The organism is Pseudomonas fragariae (ex Marin et al. 2024) (assembly GCF_059621105.1).
In genome coordinates this window covers 680,459-701,977 of sequence record NZ_CM184369.1, presented here as the reverse complement: position 1 = coordinate 701,977, position 21,519 = coordinate 680,459, and the positions used below count along the sequence as shown (strand labels likewise).

At 60.1% G+C, this 21,519-nt stretch carries 15 protein-coding genes; 4 read left to right on the top strand and 11 right to left on the bottom strand.

What is annotated here, in order from left to right; translation table 11 throughout:
- Positions 1-145: 145 nt before the first annotated feature.
- The gene (locus AC54XV_RS03045; RefSeq protein ID WP_058398825.1) at positions 146-1,282 is read right to left on the bottom strand and encodes a branched-chain amino acid ABC transporter substrate-binding protein; all 1,137 of its coding nucleotides are present in this window, start codon (positions 1,280-1,282) and stop codon (positions 146-148) included.
- Between the two features lie 499 nt (positions 1,283-1,781).
- Between AC54XV_RS03045 and AC54XV_RS03040 the strand changes: the two genes are divergently transcribed.
- From AC54XV_RS03040 to nadE, 3 genes are all read left to right on the top strand, one after another.
- Complete coding sequence (locus AC54XV_RS03040; RefSeq protein WP_004407856.1) at positions 1,782-2,687, top strand: LysR substrate-binding domain-containing protein; 906 nt, start codon at positions 1,782-1,784, stop codon at positions 2,685-2,687.
- Positions 2,688-2,786: 99 nt separating this feature from the next.
- A complete protein-coding gene (gene pncB, locus AC54XV_RS03035; RefSeq protein ID WP_057450409.1) occupies positions 2,787-4,010 on the top strand; it encodes a nicotinate phosphoribosyltransferase in 1,224 nt (407 codons plus the stop codon).
- A gap of 26 nt (positions 4,011-4,036) precedes the next feature.
- Positions 4,037-4,864, top strand: a complete 828-nt coding sequence (gene nadE, locus AC54XV_RS03030; RefSeq protein ID WP_496717836.1) for an NAD(+) synthase — start codon at positions 4,037-4,039, stop codon at positions 4,862-4,864.
- A 198-nt stretch (positions 4,865-5,062) separates the two neighbouring features.
- Here the strand turns inward: nadE and azu are convergent, their stop codons facing one another.
- The 6 genes from azu to AC54XV_RS03000 all read right to left on the bottom strand — a co-directional run bounded on the left by azu (position 5,063) and on the right by AC54XV_RS03000 (position 15,428).
- On the bottom strand, positions 5,063-5,509 hold the full coding sequence (gene azu / locus AC54XV_RS03025) for an azurin (protein ID WP_004407854.1): 447 nt from the start codon (positions 5,507-5,509) through the stop codon (positions 5,063-5,065).
- A gap of 152 nt (positions 5,510-5,661) precedes the next feature.
- The gene (locus AC54XV_RS03020) at positions 5,662-6,555 is read right to left on the bottom strand and encodes a transglutaminase family protein (protein WP_058398824.1); all 894 of its coding nucleotides are present in this window, start codon (positions 6,553-6,555) and stop codon (positions 5,662-5,664) included.
- Positions 6,555-9,050, bottom strand: a complete 2,496-nt coding sequence (locus AC54XV_RS03015; protein WP_496717835.1) for a circularly permuted type 2 ATP-grasp protein — start codon at positions 9,048-9,050, stop codon at positions 6,555-6,557. The genes AC54XV_RS03020 and AC54XV_RS03015 overlap by 1 nt, the downstream gene beginning before the upstream one ends.
- Positions 9,051-9,139: 89 nt before the next feature.
- Positions 9,140-12,418, bottom strand: a complete 3,279-nt coding sequence (locus AC54XV_RS03010; RefSeq protein ID WP_496717834.1) for a transglutaminase family protein — start codon at positions 12,416-12,418, stop codon at positions 9,140-9,142.
- 507 nt (positions 12,419-12,925) lie between these two features.
- Positions 12,926-15,235: a YgiQ family radical SAM protein gene (locus AC54XV_RS03005; protein ID WP_011266500.1), complete on the bottom strand. Its 2,310-nt coding sequence runs from the start codon at positions 15,233-15,235 to the stop codon at positions 12,926-12,928.
- Entirely contained in the window at positions 15,210-15,428 is a 219-nt protein-coding gene (locus tag AC54XV_RS03000; RefSeq protein WP_129398343.1) for a hypothetical protein, read from the bottom strand. The genes AC54XV_RS03005 and AC54XV_RS03000 overlap by 26 nt, the downstream gene beginning before the upstream one ends.
- Between AC54XV_RS03000 and AC54XV_RS02995 the strand changes: the two genes are divergently transcribed.
- On the top strand, positions 15,427-18,288 hold the full coding sequence (locus AC54XV_RS02995) for an RHS repeat-associated core domain-containing protein (RefSeq protein WP_496717831.1): 2,862 nt from the start codon (positions 15,427-15,429) through the stop codon (positions 18,286-18,288). The genes AC54XV_RS03000 and AC54XV_RS02995 overlap by 2 nt on opposite strands.
- 62 nt (positions 18,289-18,350) lie before the next feature.
- Here the strand turns inward: AC54XV_RS02995 and dnaB are convergent, their stop codons facing one another.
- From dnaB to rpsR, 4 genes are all read right to left on the bottom strand, one after another.
- A complete protein-coding gene (gene dnaB / locus AC54XV_RS02990) occupies positions 18,351-19,745 on the bottom strand; it encodes a replicative DNA helicase (RefSeq protein WP_003317209.1) in 1,395 nt (464 codons plus the stop codon).
- 123 nt (positions 19,746-19,868) lie between these two features.
- Positions 19,869-20,315: a 50S ribosomal protein L9 gene (rplI, locus tag AC54XV_RS02985; protein WP_003317208.1), complete on the bottom strand. Its 447-nt coding sequence runs from the start codon at positions 20,313-20,315 to the stop codon at positions 19,869-19,871.
- Positions 20,316-20,334: 19 nt separating this feature from the next.
- The gene (locus AC54XV_RS02980) at positions 20,335-21,231 is read right to left on the bottom strand and encodes a YybS family protein (RefSeq protein ID WP_010427802.1); all 897 of its coding nucleotides are present in this window, start codon (positions 21,229-21,231) and stop codon (positions 20,335-20,337) included.
- Between the two features lie 39 nt (positions 21,232-21,270).
- Positions 21,271-21,501 (bottom strand): 30S ribosomal protein S18, encoded by a 231-nt coding sequence (rpsR, locus tag AC54XV_RS02975; RefSeq protein WP_002551829.1) that lies wholly within the window; start codon positions 21,499-21,501, stop codon positions 21,271-21,273.
- Positions 21,502-21,519: the final 18 nt, after the last annotated feature.

Below are 21,519 nucleotides of genomic sequence, written 5' to 3'. Positions count from 1 at the left end.
AAAAGGCAGCTCAGCACCCCGCCAGTCACACCCTCGTGAGGCATGACCGACAGGTCCGAAAACGATAAAAGAGATGCAGGCTCGCTCATGGGCGAGCCCATCACCGGGTCAGCACCTGACGCGCAGGACTGACGCGAGGTCTATCTCACTTCTGTTTTTCGAGTTGCTTGTATTTGCCGGCGGCGTCCCACTGGTAAACCACGTAGTCGGAGACTTTCAGGTCACCCTTGGCATCCCAGGCTTTTTCACCCATGACGGTCTTGACCGGGTTGGCCTTGAGCCAGACGGCGGCTGCGTCACCCTTGTTGGACTTGGCGCCATTGAAACCGGCCGCCAGGGCCTGTACCGAAGCGTAAGCGTACAGCGTGTAACCTTCAGGCTCGTAACCGGCCTTGCGGAACTGGTCCACCACAGCCTTGCTGTCCGGCAATGCGCGCGGGTCAGCGCCGAAGGTCATGTACACGCCATCGACGTACTGTGCGCCACCTGCAGTGGTCACCAGCTCGTCGGTCACGACACCATCATCGGACATGAACTTGACGTCCTTGAGGCCTTGCTCGCGCATCTGCCGAACCAGTGGACCGGCTTCCGGGTGCAGACCGCCGAAGTACACGACGTCAGCGCCCACCGAACGAATCTTCGTGACCAGCGCACTGAAATCTTTCTCGCCACGGGTCAGACCCTCTTCGAGGATCGGCTCGACGCCACGCTTGGTCAACTGAGCGGCCGTTGCGTCCGCGAGGCCCTTGCCGTAGGTGTCCTTGTCATTGATAACGGCGACTTTCTTGCCCTTGAGCACGTCGACGATGTAGTCCCCCGCAACGACACCCTGCTGGTCATCGCGACCGCACATGCGGAACATATCTTTCAGACCACGCTCGGTCACTGTCGGGTTGGTCGAGCCGGGCGTAATGGCAATCACGCCTGCTTCGTCATAGATCTCAGACGCCGGGATGGTTGACGACGAGCAGAAGTGCCCGACCACGCCAATCACCTTGTCCTGATCCACCAGGCGGTTGGCAACTGCCACGGCCTGCTTGGGCTCACAAGCGTCATCGCCCGCGACCAGTACGATTTTCTCCCCGTTGACACCCCCTGCCGCATTGATCGCATCGGCTGCTGCCTGCGCGCCCTTCATGTACTGCTGACCAAACGACGCGTTCGCGCCGGTCATTGGGCCCGCTACGCCGATTTTCACGTCCGCCTGTGCAAACGAAGACACGCCCAATGCAGTAGCCACTGCGATTGCCAGAAAATCTTTCCTGTAAAACGTATGCGACATAAGTGGTGCTCCTGAGGGTATTTTTTTAGTTGGCACTTTCATGATCGAACAGATACAGAGTTGCTCAGAGCAAGGCGCGTGCCATCGCTTTTTGGTTGAGGGCGATGTCGTGTTTTTCGTGTCATTCCATCATTCAACGCCGCGCAACAGGGCACCGTGGTTACTTCAGACGCGCAAGGTGCAACCCCGGACGAAAAAAGAGCAACCCACGCGCACTCGAGTAGCAACCAGCACATGCCGGGATGGGCAACCCACCTGTAACAGCACACGTCACCGAATTGCACACGCCCGGTGCGTGAACGCTACGAGACGCACCATTTGAGGCTAGCGGATTAAACGAGACCTGCCGCAGCCATCGTCAGATTCTGAAAAGCGCGTCACGCGACGCCAGTAATAACCTCCCCGCATACACCCGACAAACGACCTTTAAGCGAGATATCATTCCGATTATTCATAACGCTTACGCCAGCCCGCGCGCGCCGCAGACAGAGAAGTCATCATGCTGAACAAACGTCATCTGCCCTCGATAGCCGCATTGCAATGCTTTGAGGCAGTGACCCGGCACCTGAGCTTCACGCGCGCTGCAGAAGAACTCAACCTGACCCAGAGCGCCGTCAGCAAGCAGGTCGCGCAACTCGAAGAGCTGGTTCAGCACCTGCTGTTTCAGCGCGTGCGCCGCCGTCTGCAACTGACGCCAGCCGGGGCGCTGTACCTGGCTGAAGTGCGCAAGATCCTGACCCAGATCGAGATGTCTACCCACTTCCTGCGCTCCTACGGCGGAGAAACCGAGGTGTTGCGCGTCTCCACCCCGTCGACATTCGGCGCCCGCTGGCTGGTGCCGCGCCTCAAGGGCTGGCGCTTGCGTCACCCGCACATTCACCTGGACCTGATCAACGAACAGGAATCCGATGACCTGATCAAGGGCCGCTGTGACGTGTCGTTCTATTTCGGCCAGGCGGCCATGCCCGGCGCCGAAAGCGTGAAGCTGTTCGGTGAGGAACTGGTTCCGGTGTGCGCCCCCGAAAGCCTGCCGGACGAGCCTCTCGCCGACCCGACTCAACTGAGTGAACTGGTCCTGTTGCAGAATGCCTTCCGTCCCGAAGCCTGGCATGAATGGTTCGAAAGCCAGGGCTATCACACCGACCACAGCTATCACGGGCCGCGCTTTGAAACCTTCTATATGTGCATCCGCGCGGCACAGGTCGGCTGCGGTGTTGCGCTGCTGCCACGCTTTCTGGTCGAGGAGGAACTGGCCGAGGGCAAACTGGTGATTGCCTGGGATTACGCATTGCCCAGCACTAACAGCGCCTACTACCTGTCCTATCCGGAACATACCGCCGACGTGCCCAAAATCCGGGTTTTTCTACAGTGGATGCTGGAACAGTTGGATCAACCCCCCGCTTAAGGGCGACAATGCACACCCATCCGGCCGTGAGCCTTCCATGGTGACAGACAGGAAGTCACGCGCCCCACTTTATCCGGCTGCTCTGGAGAGCCTGATTCAATGAGCGAGAGCGCCTTTTCCAATCGCATCGTGCAAAGCCTGCTCGATACCGATTTCTACAAGCTGACCATGATGCAGGCCGTCCTGCACAACTACCCGAACGTGGACGTCGAGTGGGAATTCCGTTGCCGCAACGGGGAGGACCTTCGCCCCTATCTGGATGAAATCAAGCACCAGATCGAGCTGTTGTGCGAGCTGTCGCTAAGCCCCGAACATCTGGCCTTTCTGGAACGCATCACCTTCATCAAACCGGATTTTCTGCGCTTTCTCGGGCTGTTCCGCTTCAATACCCGCTACGTGAAAACCACCATCGAGAATGACGAACTGTGCATTCGCCTGCACGGGCCGTGGCTGCACGTCATCCTGTTCGAAGTGCCGCTGCTGGCCATCGTCAGCGAAGTGCGCAACCGGCATCGCTACCCGGACACCCTGCTCAGCCAGGCGCGGGATCGTCTGTATGACAAGTTCGAATGGTTGACCACGCATGCCACGACGGATGAGCTGGCCGAGCTGAAAGTGGCGGACTTCGGCACGCGCCGGCGGTTTTCCTACCGCGTGCAGGAAGAAATGCTCGGCGTCCTGAAAAACGACTTTCCAGGCCAGTTCGTCGGCACCAGCAATGTGCATCTGGCCCGCCAGCTTGACCTCAAGCCCTTGGGCACCATGGCCCACGAATGGATCATGGCCCATCAGCAGCTGGGACCGCGTCTGATCGACAGTCAGATTGCCGCGCTCGATTGCTGGGTCCGTGAATATCGCGGCCTGCTGGGGATCGCGCTGACCGACTGCATCACCACCGATGCCTTCCTGAACGACTTCGATCTGTACTTCGCCAAGCTGTTCGACGGTTTGCGCCATGATTCGGGCGACCCGGTGAAGTGGGCCGAAAAATGCATCTCGCATTACCAGAAGCTCGGTATCGACCCGATGAGCAAGACCCTGGTGTTTTCCGATGGGCTGAACCTGCCCAAGGCGCTCGATATCTTTCGCGCGTTGCGCGGACGCATCAATGTCAGCTTCGGGATCGGCACCAACCTGACGGCCGACATCCCCGGCATTGCGCCGATGAACATGGTATTGAAAATGACGGCGTGCGCCGGTCAGGCCGTGGCGAAGATCTCTGACGAGCCCGGCAAGACGCAGTGCAAGGACCCGAACTTTGTCGCTTACCTGCGGCATGTGTTCAAGGTGCCGGATTTGCCGACCCCGGAAAAACCCGCTTGAATTGTCCTATCTACGAGGAGTGAATCATGCACGCCGTACAGCGCCAGATTGCTGAACAGCTCAAGGTCCAGCCACCTTTCGCGGACCAGAACGCGCTGCAGGCCGAGGTAGCCCGCCGCATCAACTTCATCAAGGAGTGCCTGCAGAACGCACGGCTCAAGACCCTGGTGCTCGGCATCAGCGGCGGGGTCGACTCGCTGACGGCCGGCCTGCTCGCCCAACGCGCGGTCAAGGAACTGCGTGAAAGCACGGGTGACAACGCCTACCGCTTCATCGCTGTGCGCCTGCCTTATGTGGTGCAGGCCGATGAGCACGAAGCCCAGGCCTCTGTCGACTTCATCGAGCCGGACGAGCGCCATACCATCAACATCGGCAGCAGCGTCAAGGCCCTGGCAGCCGAGGTGAAGGCCTTCGACGGGCTTCCAGCGACCTCGGTGGATTTCGTGCTCGGCAACACCAAGGCGCGCATGCGCATGGTCGCGCAGTACACCGTCGCCGGCGCTTACCATGGCCTTGTGATCGGCACCGATCACGCGGCCGAAGCGGTGATGGGCTTCTTCACCAAGTTCGGCGACGGCGCATGCGACCTGGCACCGTTGAGCGGCCTGGTGAAAAACCAGGTACGCGCCATCGCCCGCCATTTCGGCGCACCTGAATCACTGGTCGAGAAAGTGCCGACTGCGGACCTGGAAGACCTGTCACCCGGCAAACCGGACGAAGCTTCGCACGGCGTGACCTACGCCGAGATCGACGCCTTCCTGCACGGCGAACCGGTACGCGAGGAAGCGTTCCGGATCATTTGCGAAACCTACGCCAAGACCCAGCACAAACGCGAGTTGCCGTACGCGCCGTGAGTGATCTGCGCGGCACGGATTTGTGACGCTCATTGCTGGCTATCGTGCCGACGCTCTGCGTCGGCATGCAGTTCTGGACGCTCCGCGTCCGATCCTGAATGTGCGCAGCGGCTCAGATCTGTGACGCAGAGCGCCACGAACGGCATTCCCACGCGGAGCGTGAGGAACGATACTCTCAGACGCTCCGGAGACCTGCCGTTACTTGAGGGTCACAGCGCCTTTCATCATGCTGATGTGCCCGGGGAAGGTGCAGAAGAACTGGTATTCCTGGGCAGGGTCGAGCTTCGACACGTCAAACGTCACCGAGTCCTTTTCGCCAGCGCCGATGACTTTGGTGTGGGCGATGACGCGGCTGTCGTCCGGCTTCAAATAGTCCTTGTCGATGCCCGCGGCCATGCCGTCGGTGACGACTGCCTGGGTGTCGGCCTTTTTGCCCAGCACCCAGTTATGGCCCATGACATTCTTCGGCAGGCTGCCGGAGTGAGTCAGGTTGACGGTGAATTCCTTGCAGCTCTTGTCGATCTCAATGGCTTTGGTGTCGTACATCATTTGATCGGTCGAATCGACTGTGACCGAGCACTCGGCAGCCAGCAATTGACCACTGGCCAATGACAACAGCGAAATCGCTACAAGCTTGCGAATCATTTGAATCTCCAGGGCAGGACTTGATTAACGTAAAACTGATGTAAGAAGAGAGTGCCCGATCAGCGCCGGGGTTCCAAGGACGTGCGTCAAATCGTCTCTCGGACGCTCGTGACAGAGCGTCCTTTTGAAGAACGATTCACGGGACCCGGTAATTAGCCGCTGACCGGCATCACCGTGACCCGCACCTCCGGATCATGCGTGCCGCCGCCCAGAATCACGCCACGCAACGGTGAGACATCGGAGAAATCGCGTCCCCAGGCCAGGCTGATGTGCTCCAGCGCAGGCTGCACGTTGTTGGTGGGGTCGAAGTCGACCCAGCCCGAGGCCGGACAGAATACCGAGACCCAGGCGTGCGAGGCATCGGCACCGATCAGCCGCGGCTGCCCCGGTGGCGGCTGGGTGAGCAGATAGCCGCTCACATAGCGCGCCGCCAGGCCACGGGAGCGCAGACACGCCAGCATCAAATGGGCGAAGTCCTGACACACGCCGCGCCGCCGCTCCAGCACTTCCACCAGCGGCGTGGCGACCTGAGTGGCTTCTTCATCGAAGGTGAACTCCTCGAAAATCTTTTCCATCAACGCCTGTACGCACAGCAATAACGGGCGGCCCGGCGGGAAACAGACCTGCGAGAACTCGACGAACGAGCGCTTCAGGTGAACGTAGGGGGATTCGAAGCGATAGCGGCAGGCCTCCAGAATGTCCTCGGTCATCGGCTTGGCGCTGTACGTCAGCGCACTGCGGGTCACTTCCCATTCCGGCGACAGATTGAAATCCAGAAACGGCTTCTCCATGACCTCGATACGCAACCGCGCATTGACCTGCAACTCATCGTGCGGACGCTCGAAGGCCAGACGGGTCAGCGGGTTGCCGAACACATCCAGCTCATCACGACGCGTGGTGGGCTCCGGAAGAATCTCCAGCGCCTGCTCGGTGCAACGCTGCCAGGGACTGGTGCGCGGCCACAGGTGCGCCAGTTGCTGGGCCAGCGAGACCGGGCTGTCGTACTTGTAATGCGTGTCATGGAAAATCTGGTAGAAAGCGCTCATCAGACAGACACCGTGCGTTGGCTGACATCATCGACGTGGGCAAAGTGGCGCAACGCCAGGCGATCGGATGCCTGTCCACTGCAATCACCGATGCTCTGCAGCAGGTCCGCCAGCCCGTCGAGCACGGCGTCGATACTGCTCTGGCCAAACAAGGGATTCTCCAGGCTGCCCAGGTCGAACGCGGCAAGACGCTGGGCCAGCACCGCCAGGCTGCTGTCGCGCGGCGCATCGAACTCGTCGTTCAAGCGGCGCAACGAGCGCTGCACCAGTTTAAGCTGGAACAGCACCGCATGCGGGTTCTGCTCGTCCAGCAGCAACAGGTCCAGCACCGGAATCAGATGCGGCACCGCCATGTAGCGCGAGCGATAGGTGATGCTGCTGTTGCCCAGCTCCAGCAACCACTCCAGCCCGGCCCGCTCGAAAACCACCAGCCCGCGCAAAAACGCCGAGAGACTGGTGCTGAGAAACTTCAGGCGTTCGATCCGTCGCCCGATCATCAGAAAGCTCCAGCCCTCGTCGCGGGTCATGTCGTCCATGGCGAACCCGGACAGGGCCGCCAGCGACATCACCAGACGGTTGAGAAAATCCAGCAGTTCGCCGAAATCCGGCTCTTCGCTTTCCAGGCTCAAGGCTTCGCGCTGCAACTCGACCAGCGCCTGCCAGTTTTCCTTGGATAACTTGCCCCGCACTTGCGAAGCGGCCCATTGCAGACGCTGCAAATTGGCCCGAAGGCTGAACGGCCACTCGTCGCCCATCAGCGCGACAAGCAGGCGATCCCTAAGCTCTTCGCCCTCCTGCGCCTCGGGCAGCATGCCCAGGCTCTCGGCCAGCGCAACGGCGGCTTGCAGCGCGAGAGGGTCATCATCGTCGACGTAGCGCGTCAGCATGATGCGCAGCAGGCGCGCACTGTCGTCACAGCGCTCGCAGTAACGGCCGAACCAGAACAGGTTTTCCACCACCCGTGACGGCAGATAAGGATCGCGACGGATCAGGTCGTAGACACCCAGCTTACGCTGGCCTTTCCACGGCTCGCCGAGGTGCGAGCGCTCGCCCAGCACCCAGGTGTCCTTGCTCGCCCCGCCACGCTGCATCGAAACCACGTCGGCGTCGGCTTCAGCGGCCACTCGGGTCAGGCCGCCCGGCAGCACGCGATAGCCGTCGAGGCTGGCCACGGCATACACACGCATGCCGATGGCGCGCGGCTGCAAACCGGTGCCATCGGCCTGCAGCACCGGAGCATGGGACAACTGCGCCAGCTCCTGCGCGACGTAGGCATAGGGCCGCGACTGCATGCGCTGGGCAAGTGCGAGGCGCTGCTCCTCATTCAGATCACGACCGAACACCGGCGCAAAGTGCTGCGAGGGGAACGCCGGTTTGATCAACAGATCCGGCAGTTTTTCCAGCGCCTGGGCCAGCACCGGCGGCTCTCCGCACCACCAGGTCGCCACCGAGGACAGGATCAGATCCTCGCCGAACAGGTATTGACTGATTTTCGGCAAAAAGCCCAATAGCCCAGGCGACTCCAGCACACCACTGCCCAACGCGTTGGCGACCAGTACATTGCCCTGACGCACCGCCTCAAGCAGCCCCGGCACACCCAGCGCAGAATCGGTACGCAATTCCAGAGGGTCGCAGAAGTCATCGTCCAGACGGCGCATGATGGCGTGAACCCGACGCAAGCCGCTGAGGGTTTTCAGGTAGACCGTGGCATCGCGCACCGTCAGATCGCCCCCCTCGACCAGCGGATAGCCCAGTTGCCGCGCCAGGTACAAGTGTTCGAAGTAGCTTTCGTTGAAACGGCCCGACGTCAGCAGAACGATCAGGGGGGCTTCGTTGCTGGTCGGCGCCTGACGGGCCAACGTCTGCTGCAGCGCATCGAAGAAACCCGACAGGTGCCGGACTTGCAGGTCGCGGTAGGTTTCCGGCAAGGCGCGCGCGACGCTCTGGCGGTTTTCCAGCGCATAACCGGCACCCGAAGGCGCCTGGGTACGGTCGGCAGTCACCCACCAGCGCCCGTCCGGGGTACGCGCCAGATCAACGGCGTACATGTGCAGGAACGTGCCTTCCGGAGGCTTCACGCCTTGGCACGGCCAGAGAAAGTTGTTGTGGCCAAACACCAGTTCGGCGGGCAACAGGCCATTGGCGATCAGCGTCTGCGGGCCGTAAAGGTCGGCAAGCACTGCGTTGAGCAGCCGCGCACGCTGGGCAATCCCTGCCGCCACGTGCTGCCATTCATCCGCTGCAATGATGTGCGGCAACAGGTCCAGCTCCCACGGGCGATCCGCGCCCTTGGGGTCGGCATACACGTTGTAGGTGACACCGTTTTCCTGAATCTGCCGGGTCAGCAGGGCCTGACGCTGGATCAGTTGCGCTGCACTGCTGCGCCGCATGTGCTCGTACAGACGACGCCAGTGCGGGCGAACGGCTCCGTCGGCGTCGAGCATTTCGTGGTAAGTACCCTCGGACAGCGGGTAATGGTCAAGCAGGTCGGGCATGGAAGGCTCGGCAGGCAACGTAAGGACTTCAGATTAGTGCAGTCAGATGTCACGTCCGTGTGCATCTGACGCACAGAGCCACTGTTTTTTTAATGCAGACGCATATCCAGCGTCATCGGCAGCTCGTCGTTAATGTTGAGCGACGGAACGTCCAGTTTGCCCGGGGTGTGGCCGATGCGGAAGAAACGTGACAGGCGACGGCTTTCCGCTTCGTTGGCGTTGACCGGCAAGGTTTCGTAATTACGGCCGCCCGGATGGGCGACATGATACTCGCAGCCACCCAGCGAGCGGTGCATCCAGGTGTCGAGCAGATCGAAAACCAGTGGCGCATGCACGCCGATGGTCGGTTGCAGGCAGTTGGCCGGCTGCCAGGCGCGATAACGCACACCGGCAACGAACTCGCCGGCCCGCCCGGTCGGCTGCAGAGGCACTGCCACACCGTTACAGGTCAGCACGTAGCGCTGCGGCGGCAGCCCGCTGATATGCACTTGCAGACGCTCCAGCGATGAATCGACGTAGCGCACCGCGCCGCCGGCCGAGCCCTCTTCACCCAGGACATGCCAGGGCTCCAGCGCCTGACGCAGTTCCAGCTCGATACCGTTGACGGCGTAATCGCCCACTTTCGGGAAGCGGAATTCCAGGTGCGCAGAGAACCAGTCGGCCTGCACCGGGTAGCCTGCCGCGTTGAGGTCGGCAACCACATCGGCAAAATCCTGCTCGATGAAGTGCGGCAGCATGAAGCGGTCATGCAGTTGCGTGCCCCAGCGCGCCAGTTTCGCGGGGGCGTAGGGTTCACGCCAGAAGCGCGCCACCAGGGCGCGCAGCAACAACTGCTGCGCCAGGCTCATGCGTGCATGCGGCGGCATCTCGAACGCACGCAGCTCCAGCAGCCCCAGACGTCCGGTTGCACCATCGGGCGAGTAAAGCTTGTCGATGCAGAACTCGGCACGGTGGGTATTGCCGGTGACGTCGATCAGCAGGTTACGCAGCAGACGGTCCACCACCCACGGCGCAACTTCCTCGCCTGGCGCCGGCATCTGCGCAAAAGCGATTTCCATCTCGTAGAGCGAGTCGTTGCGCGCCTCGTCGATGCGCGGTGCCTGGGACGTCGGGCCGATGAACAGGCCGGAAAACAGGTACGACAGCGAAGGATGGTTGTGCCAGTAGCTGATCAGGCTGCGCAGCAGGTCCGGACGCCTTAGAAACGGCGAGTCCGCCGGCGTCGCGCCGCCCAGGACGAAATGGTTGCCCCCGCCGGTGCCGGTGTGACGGCCATCGATCATGAACTTCTCGGTGGTCAGACGCGTGAGGCGCGCCTGTTCATAGAGAAACTCGGTGCGCTCGACCAGCTCGTCCCAGCTCGCCGAAGGCTGCACGTTGACCTCGATCACGCCAGGGTCCGGGGTGATCCGGAAATTGCACAGCCGCGGATCGCTTGGCGGCTCGTAGCCTTCCAGCAGGATCGGGCACTGCAGTTCTTCTGCCGTCGCTTCGATCACGGCCACCAGCTCAAGGTATTCCTCAAGCTTTTGCAGCGGCGGCATGAACAGGTACAGCCGCCCTTCGCGCGCTTCGGCACACAACGCCGTGCGGGTCAGCCAGTCGGCCGACTCATCGATCTTCGGCGCGCGCTCGGCGTCCGTGTCTGTGGACTTGAGCGCCGAGGTCAACGAGTCGCTGTCGGCCAGCTCGGGGAAGTCCTGGTTATGGTCGGTCGGGTGAATGAACGGGTATTCCGCCGCCTTGACCCAAGGCTGCGACGCCAGCGGCAATCGATAGCCCAGCGCAGAATCGCCCGGCACCAGACGGCAATGCTCGTCACGCAGGTACCAGCGGCCACTCTGCCAGCTGTCACCGTCCGCGTTGCGGGCCAGCGGCAGGACCTGACCGATCATCTTGTCCAGCCCCTGGGCAAAGACCTTGCGCAGGCGCGCACGCTCCAGCTCATCGCCCAGCCGCGAGTCTTCGGCCGTGACGTTGACCGGCAACGCGCCTTCGCGCCACAAGTAGTAGAAATTGTCTTCGTAAGCCGGGAACACGAAGCGGGCCGGCAGCTTCAGACGCTCGGCAACGCTGACCAGAAAACGCCCCGCCAGTTCGCCGGTAGCGCCGTAGTCGCGGGTTTCATCGGCGATCAGTGCATTATTGCGCCACACCGGCTGGCCGTCCTTGCGCCAGAAGCAGTTCAGCGACCAGCGCGGCAACTGCTCACCCGGATACCATTTGCCCTGCCCGAAATGCACGATGCCCAGCGGCGCGTAATGCCCGCGCATGCGCTGGAACAGCTCGGCGGACAGCTCACGCTTGCGCGGCCCCAGCGCGGCGGTGTTCCATTCGGCGCCATCGCGATCGTCGATGGACACGAAGGTCGGCTCGCCGCCCATGGTCAGGCGCACATCGTCGCGCAGCAGATCGGCGTCGATCTGTCGGCCCAGGGCCTGGATGTCCTGCCATTGCGCCTCGGTGTAAGGCTTGGTGACGCGCGGCGCCTCCCAGATACGCTCGACCGACATTTCATGGCTGAATTCGGTTTCGCAGGGCTCGACCAGACCGCTGATCGGTGCTGCAGAGGACGGTTCAGGGCTGCATGCGAGGGGAATGTGCCCTTCACCAGCGAACAGGCCGGAAGTGGCATCCAGCCCGACCCAGCCCGCACCCGGCAGATAGACCTCGCACCAGGCGTGCAGATCGGTGAAGTCGACATCCGTACCCGACGGCCCATCGAGCGCCTCGACATCGGCCTTGAGCTGAATGAGGTAGCCCGACACGAAGCGCGCCGCCATGCCCAGATGACGCAGCAGTTGCACCAGCAGCCAGGCCGAGTCACGGCACGAGCCCGAGGCGTTTTCCAGGGTGAATTCCGGAGTCTGAACGCCCGGTTCCATGCGGATCAGGTAAGCCACGTCCTGACTCAGGCGCTGATTGAGGCCGACTAGAAAGTCGATGGCCGGAATCGGCTCGCGACTGATGCTGTCCAGGTACGCCTGAAATCTCGGGGTCAGCGGCAGTTTTTCGAGGTACGGCGCCAGCTCGCGCTGCTCTTCGCTGGCGTAGGTGAACGGGATGTTCTCGGCGTAGGGCTCGAGGAAGAAGTCGAACGGATTGAACACCGCCATCTCGGCGACCAGATCGACTTCGACGCGGAATTCATCGGTCTTTTCCGGGAAGACCAGACGCGCCAGGTAATTACCTTGAGGGTCCTGCTGCCAGTTGATGAAATGGTTTTCAGGCAGGACTTTCAGCGAATACGACAGCACGCGTGTGCGGCTATGGGCGGCCGGGCGCAGGCGAACGATCTGCGGACCCAGTTCGACCGCGCGGTCGTAGCGATAATGCGTGACATGGTGCAAGGCAATATGAATCGACACGGCGTGCCTCCTGCGAGCCTGAACGGTAATTGAGCCGCGCAAGACTTATGCCATCCGGTCAAAGTCGTGCGCCAACGAGATTGGAACTCCCCGCCTGAACGGGCGCAGCACCAAAATCGTGCCGGCCGAAGCCAGCGGTGCAAGGGTTGCACGCTAATAAGGCAGACAGTGTGGCAGAGGGAATGAGTGGGGGGTGAAGAATTGTGAGCGGCGTGGGTATGTGGCGTTGATGGATAGAGCGGCACGGCGGGAGTGGTGTGACGCGGAGCGTCACGAACGGCATTCCCACGCTGGAGCGTGAGGAACGATGATCTCGACTATCGTGCGACGCTCCGCGTCGACATGCCGTTCTGGACGCTCTGCGTCCGCCTTACTGCCGGTCCCCGGCAGATCGCGAACAAGTTCGCTCCCACGCCCTCCGGGCAGAAGCCCGCTATTCAGCGGCCTTCAGAACCTATGTATGGACACGCAGTTCCGGACGCTCTGCGTCTGCCCTGATACCCCAGGTTAGCGTGGCACCACCGGCTTGCGCTTGGGCGGTTTGGTGCCTTTGCCTTTGGCTGCATCCATGCGCTCCTTGGCGGCCTGCTTGTTGCGCGCCATGGCGGCAGCCTTGGCCTCTTCGCGCTTGTCCCACGGCTTGCTGCCATCGCTTCCGCGCGGCGGCAGGCCGGTGTGCTGGGTCTGGATCAGCGTGGTCTTGGCGTTTTTCGCAACCTTGTGACTGCCCGCCGGCGTCGAGTTCTTGCGGCGCGCACTCTGATAGCTGTCGGTAGCCGGCTGATGCAACGGGATCAGTTGATCCTTGCCCGGCCCGATCAGGTCGGCACGGCCCATGCGTTCCAGTGCCTCACGCAGCATCGGCCAGCCTTTCGGGTCGTGATAGCGCAGGAAAGCCTTGTGCAGACGACGTTGCGCTTCGCTCTTCACGATGGTGACGGCATCGCTCTTGTAGGTGACCTTGCGCAGCGGGTTCTTGCCCGAGTGGTACATGGCCGTGGCCGTGGCCATCGGCGACGGGTAGAACGCCTGCACCTGGTCCGCACGGAAACCATTGCCCTTGAGCCACAAAGCCAGGTTCATCATGTCTTCATCGGTGGTACCCGGGTGGGCGGCGATGAAGTAAGGAATCAGGTACTGCTCCTTGCCGGCTTCCTTGGTGTACTTCTCGAACATGCGCTTGAACTTGTCATAGCTGCCAATGCCCGGCTTCATCATCTGGTTGAGCGGACCTTCCTCGGTGTGTTCCGGGGCGATCTTCAGGTAACCACCGACGTGGTGCGTGACCAGTTCCTTGACGTACTCCGGCGACTCGACCGCGAGGTCGTAGCGCAGGCCAGAGGCGATCAGGATCTTTTTCACGCCCGGCAAGGCGCGCGCGCTGCGATACAGCTGGATCAGCGACGAGTGATCGGTATTCAGGTTCGGGCAGATACCCGGGAATACGCAGGACGGCTTGCGGCAGGCCGACTCGATCTCCGGGCTTTTGCAGGCGATGCGATACATGTTCGCGGTCGGCCCGCCCAGGTCGGAAATGACCCCGGTAAAGCCCGGCACCTTGTCGCGGATCTCTTCGATTTCGCGAATGATCGACTCTTCGGAGCGGTTCTGAATGATCCGTCCTTCGTGCTCGGTGATCGAGCAGAAGGTGCAGCCGCCGAAGCAGCCACGCATGATGTTCACCGAGAAACGAATCATGTCGTAGGCAGGGATCTTTTCCTTGCCGTACGCAGGGTGCGGGACGCGCGCGTAAGGCATGCCAAACACGTAGTCCATTTCTTCAGTGGTCATCGGAATGGGCGGCGGGTTGAACCAGACGTCAACGTCGCCATGCTTCTGAACCAGCGCGCGAGCGTTGCCCGGGTTGGTTTCAAGGTGCAGCACGCGGTTGGCGTGGGCATACAGCACAGCGTCGTTACGGACCTTTTCCACTGAAGGCAGGCGGATGACCGTCTTGTCGCGGGTCATGCGCGGGCTGGCAAGAATCTGCACCACCTTGGCTTCGTTGGGGTCCTCGACGTTGCCCTTTTCCTGCTCGATGGCGCAGGCCTGAGTGTCCTGGGTGTTGACGTACGGGTTGATGATCTTGTCGACCTTGCCCGGACGGTCGATACGCGTGGAATCGACCTCATACCAGCCCTGCGGCGTGTCACGACGAATGAACGCCGTACCGCGCACGTCGGTGATGTCTTCAATCTTGTGGCCGTAGGACAGGCGCTGGGCGACTTCGACAATCGCACGTTCGGCATTGCCGTACAGCAGGATGTCGGCACAGGCGTCGATCAGGATCGAGTTGCGAACCTTGTCCTGCCAGTAGTCATAGTGCGCGATGCGGCGCAGCGAAGCTTCGATGCCACCCAGCACGATAGGCACGTGCTTGTAGGCTTCCTTGCAGCGCTGGCTGTACACCAGACTTGCGCGGTCCGGACGTTTGCCGGCCATGCCGCCCGGGGTATAGGCGTCATCGGAGCGAATTTTCTTGTCCGCGGTATAGCGGTTGATCATCGAGTCCATGTTGCCGGCAGCGACACCGAAAAACAGATTCGGCTCGCCGAGCTTCATGAAGTCGTCTTTGGACTGCCAGTCGGGCTGCGCGATGATCCCGACCCGAAAGCCCTGGGATTCGAGCAGACGACCGATGATCGCCATGCCGAAAGACGGGTGATCCACGTACGCATCACCGGTAACGATGATGATGTCGCAGGAATCCCAGCCAAGCAGATCCATTTCTTCCCGGCTCATGGGCAGGAAAGGTGCTGGTCCGAAACATTCGGCCCAGTACTTGGGATAGTCAAATAACGGCTTGGCTGATTGCATGTTCAGGACCTACGTTTGCACGTTGGAAAAATCGCGGGCGCGGAATATAGCACATTTTTTGATCAAGTCCGACGGCAATGGTCGGAATAGCAAGATCATTCGCCTGGCGCGCCTCACTGCTATTTATCACAGTACCGCGACTTATCGAGTCGGAATACCCTGATTCCGCGCTCTGATGGAAATCTACGACCATGCCTGATTCCCTGCACCGACATACACCCACGCTTATGGTGACTGATAGCCGGGGGCTGCCAATCCGCAGTGTGAGTTATTACCGCGGCACACCGGGTGATAGTTCGCAGGCGCGCCCGGAACGCCAGCAGTATGATGCAGCGGCAAGACCCGTCGCCAGATGGGACGCCAGGCTATTCAGGCAATTGACCACCGAGCCATTCACTCGCCCGAACCTGAGCACGGTATTCAGCCTCACCGGCGCGCCCCTGGCGGTAAACAGTGTCGACGCAGGCTGCCGGGTTTCCCTTTATGGCGAGGCGGGTCAGTTGCTGGAACACCATGACGCACGCGGTACCCACTGGACAACCCGCTACGACGAACTGCTGCGCCCCTTGGCGATCAACGAAAAGCCCAGGGGCCAGCCCTGCCGAACATCAGAACGTTTCTCATATGCCGATAGTTCAGAGCTGGCCGCTGCCAACAATGTCTGCGGCCACCTGATTCAGACTTACGACGGATCGGGTAGCGATCTTATCGATGCCTGTGGCGTATCAGGGCAGATTCTCCAGCAGACCCGACGCTTTCTGCAGAAGAACGATCTACCGAACTGGCCTGAAGACGCTCTGCATCAGGATGAGCTGCTGGAGCCCGGCCCTGGTTTCTCAAGCAAAGCACGCTTCAACGCTATGGGCGAGGTACTTGACCAAACCGATGCATCAGGCAATCGTCATACGTCGACCTATGACGTGTCGGGCCAGTTGAAGGCTACCCGCCTGAGGGTGATGAACGGGAGCGATCAGGTACTGCTGCATGGATTGATGTACGACGCGCATGGCCGTATCGAGTCGCAAACAGCCGGTAACGGAGTCATCAGTTGCGCAAGCTTTGATCCTGCTGATGGTCGCATGGGTGAGCTAATCACCTACCGTCCGGGAGTCAAGCAACTGCAGCACCTGCTGTACGACTACGACCCAGTGGGAAATGTAACCAGGATTCGGGACGAGGCACAGCCCGCACGCCACTGTTCAGGCCAGCGCATTGATGCCGTCAATGAATACGAATATGACAGCCTTTACCAGTTAATCAGGGCCAGCGGTCGCGAAACCGCCCTGGCGGGGATTCGCCCTGAATTACCGGAGCTCGCCCGGCTACCAGTGGATGAAAGTCAGCTACTCAATTACACCCAACGTTATTCCTACGACGATGCGGGCAATCTCTTAAAGCTCATTCACAAGGGTGCGCAAGCGTACACACGTCACATGATCGTCGATACCAAAAGCAACCGGGCCTTGCCCTGGAGCGAGGGTAACGCGCCACCAGACTTCGATAAACAATTCGACGCCAATGGCAATCAGCAAGCGCTGGTTGCGGGACGAGCGCTGCACTGGGACTCGGGAAACCGCCTGATCAAGGTGGATGCCGTTACTCGTTCCGAGCAACCAGAAGACGGCGAACACTACGCTTACGACGCTAGCGGCCAGCGCATGCGTAAAACAGCGAAGGCCATGACCCGGACATTCCAGCACCAATGCGACGTGCGCTATTTGCCAGGCCTGGAAATCCGTACAAACAGTGCAACCGGCGAGCGACTGGAAGTCATCACAGTGTACGCCGGACGGACTAACGTGCGCTGCCTGCACTGGCTAGAGGGCAAACCGGATGCGATAGACAACAATCAGCTCCGCTACAGCATCGGTGACCACCTGGGCTCAAGCACACTTGAGCTGGATGCCCAGGCAAAGCTGATCAGCCATGAAGGGTATTACCCGTTCGGAGGGACCGCATGGTGGGCTGCGCGCTCGGCTGTTGAAGCGTCCTATAAAGTCATCCGCTACTCTGGCAAGGAGCGGGACAGCACGGGTCTTTATTACTACGGCGTGAGGTATTACGCGCCTTGGCTGATGCGCTGGATGAGTGCAGACCCGCTAGGCGATGTAGAGGGGCTGAACCTTTACCGAATGACCAGAAACAACCCCGTCAGCAGAGTCGACCCAGAGGGTGGCCAGAGCATTGATTTTGACGGCATGACGCTCATTTCCATAGGCATTACTATTGGGGTAGTCGCTATGGGACTGACCACCTGGGCACTTCTAGCCTACACCTCGTGGACCCGGAAAAACGCCAGACTAAAGGACTATAGGGCTTTTTCTGATAGTGCGGCCAGTGAGTTTGGGCTTGACAGCAATGAGATTAAAGAACTTCACGGCTTCATGAGCAGCGTCAACGCGAGACCCAGGGATATATTTTTTCGGCACGACGACCCGACTGGATCGGTACATGCGTATTACCTCCCCAAATCAGTCCAGCAAGACTTTTTCAAAAAACACAGCAAATCGCCTGAATTCTTAAGCCAGTCAACGAAACTCATCCACATGGAGCTTAGGGCCGCAGAGTATCCTGACCTGTCCCGCCGCGCGAGCAATGTGAGCAATGTGAGCACCTTAAGCAACGTGAGCAACCGGACATCTATTACTGAGACGTCAGAACCCACCGTATCTCCTGAAGCCCTAGCGTATTATCGCAGCTTAAAAGAAGGTACATCCACGCTTGCAGCCCCCAGCCTTAATGTCTCAGTAAAAAACAAGCGGGCGACAAGATCCGCCAAGGTTGCTATCGGCGACTTTTTTGAATCCGCCGAATTCAAGACTGCCCAAAATAAATATAGCGAGGATGATCTGAAATCAGCCGTCACCAAAGCGATCGTCAGTTTCAATGAGCGAGGTTTTAAAGGCGCATCAGCACACAAGGTAAAAGACGAAATCTCGCTGGATCTTACCAGCGTAGCCGGCGCCAAAGGTAGAGGTAGAATCCGCTTGCTACTGGCAAAAAATCAGGAAACCGGGGCATGGTATCCACACCGGATCGGGGATACGCACTGATAGATGCCACCACCGTCTCAGCACGATCCATGATGAAACGGGAACAGCATCTGGCGGCAAAATCAATCGTCGTCGAAGTTATAACTGCCGGGCGCCAGGTTCTCGAAGCGCGTGTACTTGCCGATGAATGCCAGGCGCGTGGTACCGATAGGGCCGTTACGCTGCTTGCCGATGATGATCTCGGCAATACCCTTGTGCTCGGTTTCCGGGTGATACACCTCGTCCCGGTAAACGAACATGATGACGTCGGCATCCTGCTCGATCGCTCCGGATTCCCGGAGGTCGGAGTTGATCGGGCGTTTGTTGGGACGCTGCTCAAGGGAGCGGTTGAGCTGCGACAGGGCAATCACCGGGCAGTTGAATTCCTTGGCCAGTGCTTTCAACGAGCGCGAGATCTCGGAAATCTCGTTGGTACGGTTGTCGCCACTGGAGCCGGGAATCTGCATCAACTGCAAGTAGTCGATCATGATCATGGCGATGTCGCCATGCTCACGCACGATCCGCCGCGTCCGCGCGCGCATTTCGGACGGGCTGATACCGGCCGTGTCGTCGATGAACAGCTTGCGGTCATTGAGCAGATTGACCGCCGATGTCAGACGCGGCCAGTCATCGTCATCAAGCTGGCCGGCCCGCACCTTGGTCTGGTCGATGCGCCCCAGCGAGGACAACATACGCATGATCAGCGATTCGCCTGGCATCTCCAGCGAGTAGACCAGCACCACCTTGTCACTGCGCAGCACCGCGTTCTCGACCAGGTTCATGGCGAAGGTGGTCTTACCCATCGACGGACGTCCGGCGACGATGATCAGGTCGGAGGGTTGCAGTCCGCTGGTCTTTTCATCGAGATCGGTATACCCGGTCGACAGCCCGGTAATGGCGTTGTCGCTGTTGAACAGCGTATCGATACGGTCGATGGCCTTGGTCAGCAGGTCGTTGACGCTGACCGGACCGCCGGTCTTGGGGCGCGCTTCGGCGATCTGGAAGATCTGCCGTTCAGCCTCGTCAAGAATCTCTTCGGCGGTCCGGCCTTCGGGGTTGAACGCACTGTCGGCGATTTCGGTACTGATGCCGATCAACTGCCGAAGCGTGGCCCGGGCCCGGACGATCTGCGCGTAGGCCTTGATGTTGGCGACAGAAGGCGTGTTTTTCGCCAGCTCACTGAGGTAGCCCAGGCCGCCCACTTGCGAGGTCTGCCCTTCCTTGTCCAGCTGTTCAGCCAGGGTGACCACGTCGATCGGGCTGTTCTGGTCGGCCAATCGGGCGATGGCGCGGAATATCAGGCGGTGGTCATGTCGATAGAAATCGCCATCGGAAACTTGATCGAGCACCCGCTCCCAGGCGTTGTTGTCCAGCATCAGACCACCGAGTACAGCCTGTTCGGCCTCAATGGAATGTGGCGGCACCTTCAGGGCGGCGGTTTGCAGATCGTATTGCTCGGGGGCGGAAATATCGTTCATGGCCACTTTAATTCGGGGTTTGCAGAATGGGGATGGCACAAAGACAAAGGGCACGACCTGTAAACAGGATCGTGCCCGATGTTAATCCTCTGGCAGCAATGCCGCCAGACGATTACGTGTTGCTTAAGCAGCCACTACGACAACGCGTACGGTTGCTTCTACGTCGCTGTGCAGGTGCACGGCTACGTCGAATTCACCAACGTTGCGGATAGTGCCGTTCGGCAGACGAACTTCGCTTTTTGCAACTTCAACGCCAGAGGCGGTCAGTGCATCAGCGATGTCGTGGGTGCCGATCGAACCGAACAGCTTGCCTTCGTCACCAGCGGTGGCAGTGATAGTCACTTCCAGCTCAGCCAGTTGGGCAGCGCGAGTTTCGGCAGATGCTTTCTTGTCTGCAGCCAGTTTTTCCAGCTCGGCACGACGCTCTTCAAACGCAGCCACGTTGGCAGCGGTTGCAGCGGTTGCTTTGCCGTAAGGCAGCAGGTAGTTACGACCGTAGCCGGCCTTAACGTTTACTTTGTCGCCCAGGTTGCCCAGGTTGGCGACTTTTTCCAGAAGGATCAGTTGCATGTGGAAATCCTCTTAACTTTTAACCTTCACCGTTCGCAGGACCATTGCCGGAATCTTTCGAGCTCCGGCGACCGCGAAAATCAATCAGGCTGTCGACAATGGCAATTACCACGAGCAACGGATAAATCAGCTGCATGAACACCAGCAGCGTGATGTACATCCCCACCAGCCAGAACCTGGACAGACGCTTTTCAGCGACCAGTCCGTGAATCAGGGCCAGGCCCGCAAAGACCAGCGGTACGCTGCACAGCGGTGTAAGCATCGCTATCTGCGGACCGAAATTCGGCCCCACCAGCATGCACACCACCAGCACCAACGCGGGTACCAGCGGGAGTTTCACGGCGCGAAATTCACGCCCGAAACCACCAGGGTTGTACAACATCGCCTGCCAGTACCGCCCAAGAATCAGGCACAGCACACTGACGATTTGCAGCACAGCCGCTATCAGGCCATTCAGGACGGGTGCAATCAGTGCCCCCAGACGCGCTCGCTCTTCTACGTTCAACTGCTCGTAGAGCCCGGCCAGCATTGTCGGCAGATGTTTCTGCAACTCCTGCGACATTGCTTCCAGAGGTTCGCGAAAAACCGTGCCCAGAATTACTGCATACACCACACCCAACGCCACGCTGACCAGCAGCACGCGGACCCAGGACTCGCTGGCACGCAAAACCATTGCCAAACTCAGTGAACCCGCCAGCACCATGGCTGTACGAGGTTCACCGAAATACCACCAGACCAAAGCCGGCAGCAGAGCCCAGGACAGGACACCAACGGCATCACTGAACCCGCGTCGCAGGAGCACAAGGCACCCTGCGGCAGCACTCAACCAGAACAACAGCGGCAATGCCGCACATCCAGCCACTACAAGAGTGGCCTGCATACGGCCGCGCATGATGAATTCAGCCAGGGCACGCATGCTTTCTATCCTTTGTTACGTTTTGTCGACTACCTGGTCTCAGCGGCCGTGGCTGTCGGTGTAGGCCAGCAGGGCCAGGAAGCGGGCACGCTTGATAGCGGTGGCCAGCTGACGCTGATAACGTGCTTTGGTACCCGTGATACGGCTTGGAACGATTTTGCCGGTCTCGGATACGTAGGCTTTCAGAGTGTTGAGATCTTTGTAATCGATCTCTTTGACGTCTTCAGCGGTGAAGCGGCAGAATTTACGACGACGGAAGAAACGTGCCATGTAATTGGCTCCTCAAAA

What these genes read in the sequence shown, in the direction of transcription:
- AC54XV_RS03045 (WP_058398825.1), bottom strand. Translation starts at nt 1,282, where the DNA reads ATGTCGCATACGTTTTACAGGAAAGATTTTCTGGCAATCGCAGTGGCT.
- AC54XV_RS03040 (WP_004407856.1), top strand. Translation starts at nt 1,782, where the DNA reads ATGCTGAACAAACGTCATCTGCCCTCGATAGCCGCATTGCAATGCTTT.
- pncB (WP_057450409.1), top strand. Translation starts at nt 2,787, where the DNA reads ATGAGCGAGAGCGCCTTTTCCAATCGCATCGTGCAAAGCCTGCTCGAT.
- nadE (WP_496717836.1), top strand. Translation starts at nt 4,037, where the DNA reads ATGCACGCCGTACAGCGCCAGATTGCTGAACAGCTCAAGGTCCAGCCA.
- azu (WP_004407854.1), bottom strand. Translation starts at nt 5,509, where the DNA reads ATGATTCGCAAGCTTGTAGCGATTTCGCTGTTGTCATTGGCCAGTGGT.
- AC54XV_RS03020 (WP_058398824.1), bottom strand. Translation starts at nt 6,555, where the DNA reads ATGAGCGCTTTCTACCAGATTTTCCATGACACGCATTACAAGTACGAC.
- AC54XV_RS03015 (WP_496717835.1), bottom strand. Translation starts at nt 9,050, where the DNA reads ATGCCCGACCTGCTTGACCATTACCCGCTGTCCGAGGGTACTTACCAC.
- AC54XV_RS03005 (WP_011266500.1), bottom strand. Translation starts at nt 15,235, where the DNA reads ATGCAATCAGCCAAGCCGTTATTTGACTATCCCAAGTACTGGGCCGAA.
- AC54XV_RS02995 (WP_496717831.1), top strand. Translation starts at nt 15,427, where the DNA reads ATGCCTGATTCCCTGCACCGACATACACCCACGCTTATGGTGACTGAT.
- AC54XV_RS03000 (WP_129398343.1), bottom strand. Translation starts at nt 15,428, where the DNA reads ATGGTCGTAGATTTCCATCAGAGCGCGGAATCAGGGTATTCCGACTCG.
- dnaB (WP_003317209.1), bottom strand. Translation starts at nt 19,745, where the DNA reads ATGAACGATATTTCCGCCCCCGAGCAATACGATCTGCAAACCGCCGCC.
- rplI (WP_003317208.1), bottom strand. Translation starts at nt 20,315, where the DNA reads ATGCAACTGATCCTTCTGGAAAAAGTCGCCAACCTGGGCAACCTGGGC.
- AC54XV_RS02980 (WP_010427802.1), bottom strand. Translation starts at nt 21,231, where the DNA reads ATGCGTGCCCTGGCTGAATTCATCATGCGCGGCCGTATGCAGGCCACT.
- rpsR (WP_002551829.1), bottom strand. Translation starts at nt 21,501, where the DNA reads ATGGCACGTTTCTTCCGTCGTCGTAAATTCTGCCGCTTCACCGCTGAA.